This window comes from Micromonospora sp. NPDC002411 (assembly GCF_053592955.1).
Genome location: NZ_JBSFBM010000342.1, coordinates 1 through 7,150, shown reverse-complemented (window position 1 = coordinate 7,150; position 7,150 = coordinate 1). Strand labels below are relative to the sequence as shown.

The 7,150-nt window shown below is 69.7% G+C and carries 7 protein-coding genes; 3 read left to right on the top strand and 4 right to left on the bottom strand.

From position 1 onward, the window contains the following. Together ACWCO3_RS28950 and ACWCO3_RS28945 are read right to left on the bottom strand one after the other, a co-directional pair. On the bottom strand, positions 1 to 727 hold a 727-nt coding region (locus tag ACWCO3_RS28950), incomplete at its 3' end, for a low temperature requirement protein A (protein ID WP_450013050.1). 51 nt (positions 728 to 778) lie between these two features. Further along, a complete protein-coding gene (locus ACWCO3_RS28945) occupies positions 779 to 934 on the bottom strand; it encodes a hypothetical protein (protein WP_167524745.1) in 156 nt (51 codons plus the stop codon). Between the two features lie 129 nt (positions 935 to 1,063). Here ACWCO3_RS28945 and ACWCO3_RS28940 point away from each other — a divergent pair, with 129 nt between their 5' ends. Continuing rightward, positions 1,064 to 1,606 (top strand): YbhB/YbcL family Raf kinase inhibitor-like protein, encoded by a 543-nt coding sequence (locus ACWCO3_RS28940; protein ID WP_145778455.1) that lies wholly within the window; start codon positions 1,064 to 1,066, stop codon positions 1,604 to 1,606. Positions 1,607 to 1,740: 134 nt separating this feature from the next. On the opposite strand, the gene ACWCO3_RS28935 is transcribed toward ACWCO3_RS28940, so the two are convergent. After that, positions 1,741 to 2,451 carry a class I SAM-dependent methyltransferase gene (locus ACWCO3_RS28935; RefSeq protein WP_145778456.1) on the bottom strand — a complete coding sequence of 237 codons (711 nt, stop codon included), beginning with the start codon at positions 2,449 to 2,451 and terminating at the stop codon, positions 1,741 to 1,743. Positions 2,452 to 2,663: 212 nt separating this feature from the next. Between ACWCO3_RS28935 and ACWCO3_RS28930 the strand changes: the two genes are divergently transcribed. Then, positions 2,664 to 4,496, top strand: a complete 1,833-nt coding sequence (locus ACWCO3_RS28930) for a hypothetical protein (protein WP_244311521.1) — start codon at positions 2,664 to 2,666, stop codon at positions 4,494 to 4,496. Between the two features lie 3 nt (positions 4,497 to 4,499). On the opposite strand, the gene ACWCO3_RS28925 is transcribed toward ACWCO3_RS28930, so the two are convergent. Beyond that, entirely contained in the window at positions 4,500 to 5,216 is a 717-nt protein-coding gene (locus ACWCO3_RS28925; protein WP_450013052.1) for a hypothetical protein, read from the bottom strand. A 392-nt stretch (positions 5,217 to 5,608) separates the two neighbouring features. Here ACWCO3_RS28925 and ACWCO3_RS28920 point away from each other — a divergent pair, with 392 nt between their 5' ends. Next, complete coding sequence (locus ACWCO3_RS28920) at positions 5,609 to 7,138, top strand: peptide deformylase (protein WP_145778457.1); 1,530 nt, start codon at positions 5,609 to 5,611, stop codon at positions 7,136 to 7,138. The last annotated feature ends 12 nt before the right edge of the window (positions 7,139 to 7,150 follow it).

Below are 7,150 nucleotides of genomic sequence, written 5' to 3'. Positions count from 1 at the left end.
CGGTGAGGGTGAGTAGCGCTGCCGCCAAGGTCGGCCAGTGGATCATCTGGGTTCCGACCCCGGCGCCGACCGAGATCAGGGATTCTCCGAGCGCGATGATCACCACCAGGCCGTGCCGTTCCGCGAAGTGGCCGGGGCTGCGTACCGGCCACCCGCCCACCAGCAGGGCGAGCACCCCACCGCCCATGTCGACGATGAGCGCCGCTGCCCAGAGCAGGATCTGCGCGGTGCCGCCGAACACGGCTCCGAGGACGAGTGGGATCGAGGACAGCGCTGTGGTGAGGGCGTAGAGCCGAACGGTTCTGAGTCGCCGAGGATCGTCCACCGACGCCCAGTAGAAGAGGGCGAACTGGGTCGACCGCACCACGACGTACGCCAGCACCAGGATCAGCCGGGGTGTCCTCGTACCCCTGCCGGTTTCCCAGGCTTCGGGGAGGACCAACGCGATGAGGAAGACGGCTGCCATCGCCACGGCGACGCCCGCCCGGATCAACCCGACGTCGAGCCGGACGTAGTTGCCCAGCCAGGCATAGACCAGCCAGGAGTTCCACAGCAGTATGAGGACGAGCAGGCCCTGCACCAGCGTCACCGACGTGGGTCGCTCGCTCATGAACGTGGTGACCCGGATGAGCCCGAAGACGAGCACGAGGTCGAAGAAGACCTCGAACAGCGTCGGTCGGTGCGTCTCTGCGGTGACCACCGGCCGGGATCGGACGATCCGCCACATCAGATCATCTTGACTGTTGGTCCCGGAGGGTTGCGGCGTCCCACGTCCCGGTCACTCCGGCGGGTCCGCGCTCCGCCGCTCGTCGCGGATCGTCTCCTCGGCCAGTCGCTCGACTGCTCGTCGGCGTTCGTCGGCGATGGCCCGGGCGTCCCGGCGGCGGAACGCGGTGAGGGCAGCTACCGCGAAGTCCCGCCAGATGCCGGCCACGATGTCCCCCTGAGGAACGTTCCCCCGAACTCCACCGTAACTCCGGAAAACCACGGTGCCGCTCGTCGGAAGGGACAGCGCGGGGTAAGAAGAGGCTGGTATTTCCGCACACCGGAAGGATTCGTCCCGATGACCCTGGAACGACCGATTGCCCCGGACCCGTACGAGTTGCTGCCGACGCTGCCCTCGTTCACGCTGACGAGCGACGACGTGCAGAACGGCGAGCCGATGGACGCGCGGCACGCGCACGGCAGCACCGGGGGCGAGAACGTCTCGCCGCAGCTGACCTGGTCGGATTTCCCCGCCGAGACGAAGAGCTTCGCGGTGACCTGCTACGACCCGGACGCGCCGACCGGCAGCGGCTTCTGGCACTGGGTGCTGGTGAACGTGCCGGTCAGCGTCACGCAGCTGCCCACGGGGGCCGGTGGCGCGGCGGGCACCGACCTCGGCGGAGCGTTCTCGGTCCGCAACGACTACGGCGAGCAGGGGTACGGCGGGGCGGCTCCGCCGGCCGGCGACCGTCCGCACCGGTACGTCTTCGCGGTGCACGCCGTGGACGTCGAGCGCCTGGATCTGACTCCGGACGCCAGCCCGGCCTACGTCGGCTTCAACCTCACGTTCCACACCCTGGCCCGTGCGGTGATCCGCCCGACGTACCAGATCAAGGAGTAACCCGCCACGCCGTCCCGCCCCGTCTCGTCGATCATGGAGTTGTGGTGGTGTCAAAACACCCGTCAGGTAATAAACCTGGCACCACAACTCCATGATCGACCGGGCTGGGCGCGCGAGATCGCGGGCCGGGTGGGTCAGGAGGGGACGCGGGCCACCGCGAAGACGGACTGGCCGAACGGGGGGCGGACGAGCTGCTCGGCGGCCTTGGTGGCGGGCAGGACGACGGTGTCGTACACCTTGACCATCGGGCCCTCCTTCGGCATCAGCCGGAAGACCTTGGTCGCCATGAAGTAGCCGATCAACCCCAGTGCGTTGGCGTAGTGGATCTTCTCGACGGTCAGGCCGGCCTCGGTCATCGCCGCCTGAAGGGTCTTCTTCGTGTAGCGGCGGACGTGCCCGGTGGCGATGTCGGCCGGGCTCATCGCGAACTGGAACGCCGGCACGATGATGATCACCGCACCGCCGGGTCGGACCAGGTCGCGCATGCTGCTGAGCGCGCCCACGTGGTCCTCGATGTGCTCCAGGACGTTGTACGAGACCGCGGCGCTGTAGTCGCCCCGCTCGCTGTGCGGCAGCAGCATCTGCCGGACGTCGATGTTCGGTCGCTCGGCGAGGCGCTCCTTGAGCTGCAACAGCCGGTCCGGGTCGGCCTCGGTGGCGGTGAACCGCGGCAGCAGCTCTGACCACTCCAGCGCGTAGTCACCGAGGCCGCTGCCGATCTCGATGGGGTCGTCGCCGAGGTACGGCACTGCCAGCTCGATGAACCAGCGACGGTGGTTGACAGCCGTCGCCAGGCCTTCCAGCACCTCGGACTGCACGCGCTGATCCCCAGTGATATCTGCCATGCGTCGATTCCTCACGATATGAACTCGACCCGTGCCTGGACCGACAGAGTGAATCATCCGCTGGGACGGCAGAAGAATCGGGGCATCGGGGGTGGCCGAATTGTGGTCGGGGGGTGGGTTCGTGATCGGCGTCGGCGAACCCGGCACATAGTACGGCAGTACCCCGAAACATGTCACGGCAGCGTCAGCCCGTGACTACCCTATGAATTGTCATGACTACTCCCGAATCGGACGCGCCCGGCGACGGCGACGGCCCGGCCGCTGCGTCGGTGGAGGGGGCCTCGGCTGATGCTCGGCGGCCACGCCGGGGGAAGGTGGCCGACCTGGCCGCCGTGCTGAGCTTCCTGGTGCTCGGCTTCTGGGTCACGTGTCGACTCTGGCTCGACCCCGGCGGCGCGGTACGCGACAACGAGTCCGATCAGTCGCAGTTCGAATGGATGATGGCGCACGGTGCGCGGGTAATCACGCATTTCGCCTACCCGTTCCATTCGGATCAGATGAACGTCCCGGACGGCGTCAATTTGATGGCGAACACGTCCGTATTATCCATTTCGTTACCATTTACGCCTATCACCCTCCTGTTCGGGCCTCGGGCGGCATTCCTGGTCTTTCTCACTGCCGGCATGATTGCCACAGCGACCGCCTGGTACTTCCTGCTCTCCCGGGTTTTGATCGGCAGCCGCGGGCCCGCCTGGCTGGGCGCCGGCTTCTGCGCGTTCGCGCCCGCCATGGTGTCGCACGCCAACGGGCACCCGAACATCGTGTCGCAGTTCGTCGTTCCACTGATCATCTGGCGCACGCTGCGTCTCGGCGAGCCGGGCCGCTGGCTGCGCAACGGCGTCCTCCTCGCGCTCGTGATCGTCTGGCAGGCTTTCCTCAATCTGGAGATCCTGCTGATGACAGCGATCGGGCTCGGTGTGGTCATCGGCGTGCTCGCCCTCGGCCGCGCCGATCTCCGAGCACGGACCCGGCCCTTCCTCGCCGGTCTCGCCGTCGCGGCCGGGGTCGCCGGGCTGCTGCTGGCGTACCCCCTGTACGTGCAGTTCTTCGGCCCGGGCGCGTACTCCGGGCTGTCCCGCCTGATCCGCGGCTACTCCAGCGACCTCGCCTCGTTCGTCGCGTACTCCCGGGAGTCACTCGCCGGCAGCCCACGCACCGCCGCAGGCCTGGCCAAGAACCCGACAGAGGAGAACAGCTTCTTCGGCTGGGCGCTGGTCGTGCTGGTGATCGCCCTGGTCTGGTGGTTGCGCCGCTCGGTCGTCGTGCTCGCGCTGGCCGGGCTCGGGCTGCTCTTCGCGGTGCTCTCGCTGGGCCGCGAGGTTCGCTTCGACAACAAGGGGACGGGTGTGCCGGGCCCCTGGGCGGCGCTGGAGAACCTGCCCATCCTGCACTCGGTGGTGCCGACCCGGTGGGCGCTGGCGATCACCCCGATCATCGGGCTGCTGCTCGCCTACGGTGCCGAACGCGCCCGCGAACTGGCCGCCTCGCACCCGGCAGCCCGGGGACAGATCCGCTTCGTCACCGCCACAGTGCTCGTGATGGCCCTGCTCCCGATCGTGCCGACCCCGCTGCCCGTCGCCCATCTCGACCCCGTTCCCACCTTCGTGACCAGTGGGGCGTGGCGTCCGTACGTGGCCGGTGGGCGCAGTGTGGTGGCCCTGCCGCTGCCGGACAGCACCTACGCGGAACCGCTGCGCTGGTCCGCGACGACCCGGCTGGACATGCCGCTGGCCCGCGGCTACTTCCTCGGCCCGGACACCCGGCCCAGCGCCGATCCACCCAAGGTCGCGCTGTTCGGGGCCACACCACGTCCCACCAGCAGCTTCTTCGCCACCATCCGTCGTACCGGGGCGGTGCCGCCGATCACCCCGCAGAGCCGGGTCCGAGCGGTCGACGACCTGCGGTTCTGGCGGGCCGGAGTGGTCATCCTCGGCCCACACGAGCACGAGGACGCGCTGCGTCGGGGGATGACCGAACTGACCGGCATCCAACCGGTCTTCACCGGCGGGGTGTGGGTGTGGGACGTCCGGCCGTTGACCGACTGAGGCTCAGCGGACGCAGCAGCCCTGGCAGACCTTCGGCCGGGGGAGGGTGAAGGCGAGGCAGCAGGTGCGCCGCTGCACTGTCGGTTCACCGGTCGGGCCGGGCACCAGCTCGATCAGGTCGGTCAGATCGAGGGCACCGAGCAGTGTGTCGATGCTCTGCACCGTCGAGCCGGGCAGGCCGTCGGCAGCCCGGAGAATGCCGTGCGCGATGCCGGAGGCGACCGAGCCGAGCAGCGTCCGGGTGCCCACCCGGACCTCCGCCTGGATGGCGGTGATGAGCGGCGCCAGGTGGGAGTCGAGCAGGGAGACGCGCAGCGCGGTCAGCAGCTCGGCCTCGTCGGCGACGACCCGCACCTCCGGCAGGCCGGCGAGCGCCAGCGGATCACTCGGCAGCACCGCCACGGTGATCCCACGGCGCAGGCCCATGGTGAGCAGCTGCCGGTGGTCCTCGAAGTGGATCAAGACGTCGGCCGGATCGAACAGCGGCACCCGCCGGGCCGAGGCCCAGCCGAGCACGACCGGCAGCGCGGTCCAGTAGCTGTACGACTTCCAGGCCAGTGCGGCGCAGGCGTGCGGGGTGCCACCCCAGCGGGTGGCGGCGCCGTTCAGCAGCTCCGCCAGCCGGCTGCCGTCGATCAGGGTGGTGGCGGGTGACCAGCCGAACTCGTCGTCGACCAGGAGGCCCGGGGCGAGGCCCGGAAGATCGTCGGTGCCGAACATGGCGCGCAACGCCGCGGTGACGGGGGCGAGTGGCGTGGCGGTCACGTCCCGCCCCGGCAGCACCGCTGTCACCTGAGATCCCCCGTCCGCGTGACCGAGGAATGTGCGCCCCGGCGGACGACCACTGCCGTCCTGAGCTAAGGCTAGCCTAACCACGCCCTCGGGTCTAAGGGAAGCCTCACCTTGGTCACATCGAGAGGCCCAGGTCACGCGTGTTGCCCGGTGGGAGAAGCGCCCCACCTCGGCTACTACCCGGCGGATCCGCAGGAAAACGCTGCCGCAGGATCGATGTCTATCGGTGAATTGTCAATCAGAGTGTCGACAAGATGCCAGATACGTGTGCACTCGGCCACGGAACGTGAAACTTATATCCCCCGGCCACGAGGAAGCCGATGACGACCTCACCCCTCGAACGGGCTGCCGACTCCTTCGCGGCCGAGCTCGCCCGGCAACGGACCGGGCGAGGGCTGTCCAAGAAACAACTAGCCGTCCTGATGGGGTTCGACCCCTCGTACGTGAGCCACGTCGAGGGACGCCGGCACCGGCCGACCGAGGACTTCGCCCGCCGCGCCGAGGCCGTCCTGGAGGCCAGCGGCGCGATCTGGCAGCGCTTCCGGGAGTACGACGACCTCCGCCACGCCCGCGCGGGCAACCCGTCCCGCGAGCAGTACGCGCCCGGGCAGTGGCTGCCACCGGGCACCGGCCTCGTCGTGGAGCGGGAGCTCGCCACCCTCACCCACACCGACGACGGCTACCGGTGTGTGATCCACCGCGAGTTGTACAACGCCGGCACCGAGCCGGTCACCCGCTACCTGGTCCGGGTCGCCGTCGACCGCTACCCGAACGACCCCGGCCGCTCCAACCGGCACCACCGGGAACACCCGCTCACCTTCGCCGAGCTGCAACTACAGGCCCGCCGCGACGACGGCGGCGGCGAGCCGGAGCCGATGCACTGGCGTGCCAAGCACGACCGGGACGCGTTCAAGGAGATCTGGCTGCTCTTCGAGAACGGGGAGCGGCGGTTCCCGCTCTACCCGGGCGACCGGGCCACCATCGAGTACGCGTACAGCGTCGGTCACGAGAAGTGGGGCCCCTGGTTCCAGCGGGCGGTCCGGCTGCCCACCCGGCAGCTCGCCGTACGCCTCGACCTGCCCGCGCCGCTCGACCCGCAGGTCTGGGGCGTGGAAACCTCCCTCTCCGCGGAGGAGGGCCCGCTGCGGACGGCACCGCAGCGGCACGACGAGGGCGACCGGGCGATCTACGACTGGCAGACCGACGACCCCCCGCTGAACGCCCGCTACCGGATGCAGTGGCGGTTCCGAGCCCGACCGGAAGCGGAACCCGACAGCGGCCCCGGCGGCACCCGGGTACGGCCCAGCGACCGGATGCGCGGTCTCGGCATCGTGCAACGCGGCGACGACCTGCTCCGCCAACACGTCCGGCCGTTCGACCTGCCCGTCGAGGAACCCGTCGCCCGGGACCTGGTCGACCGGCTCACCACGGCCCTGGCCCGGCTCGACGAGCTGCACCCGTTCAGCAAGGGGGTGGGGGTGGCCGCACCGCAGCTCGGCGTCGGCCGGGCGGCGGCGGTGGTCCGCCCCCCGGACCGCTCGGCGGAGCCGGTCGTGCTGCTCAACCCCCGGGTGGTCGACGCCGGCCCCGACACCGACGAGCAGTACGAGGGCTGCCTCTCCTTCTTCGACCACCGGGGTCTGGTGCCTCGACCGCTCCGGCTCGACGTGGAGCATGCCCAGTGGGACGGCAGCCGGGTCATCACGTCGTTCGAGTTCGGCATGGCCCGGCTGGTGGCTCACGAGATCGACCACCTGGAGGGTCGGCTCTACGTCGACCGGATGGCACCCGGTGTGCCGCTGGTGCCGGTGGAGGAATACCGCGAGACCGGGCACCCCTGGCGCTACTGACCGTTGGGGACC

Coding starts and splice junctions, on each gene's coding strand:
- ACWCO3_RS28925 (WP_450013052.1), bottom strand. CDS start 5,216: ATGTTCGGCACCGACGATCTTCCGGGCCTCGCCCCGGGCCTCCTGGTC.
- ACWCO3_RS28920 (WP_145778457.1), top strand. CDS start 5,609: ATGACGACCTCACCCCTCGAACGGGCTGCCGACTCCTTCGCGGCCGAG.
- ACWCO3_RS28940 (WP_145778455.1), top strand. CDS start 1,064: ATGACCCTGGAACGACCGATTGCCCCGGACCCGTACGAGTTGCTGCCG.
- ACWCO3_RS28935 (WP_145778456.1), bottom strand. CDS start 2,451: ATGGCAGATATCACTGGGGATCAGCGCGTGCAGTCCGAGGTGCTGGAA.
- ACWCO3_RS28930 (WP_244311521.1), top strand. CDS start 2,664: ATGACTACTCCCGAATCGGACGCGCCCGGCGACGGCGACGGCCCGGCC.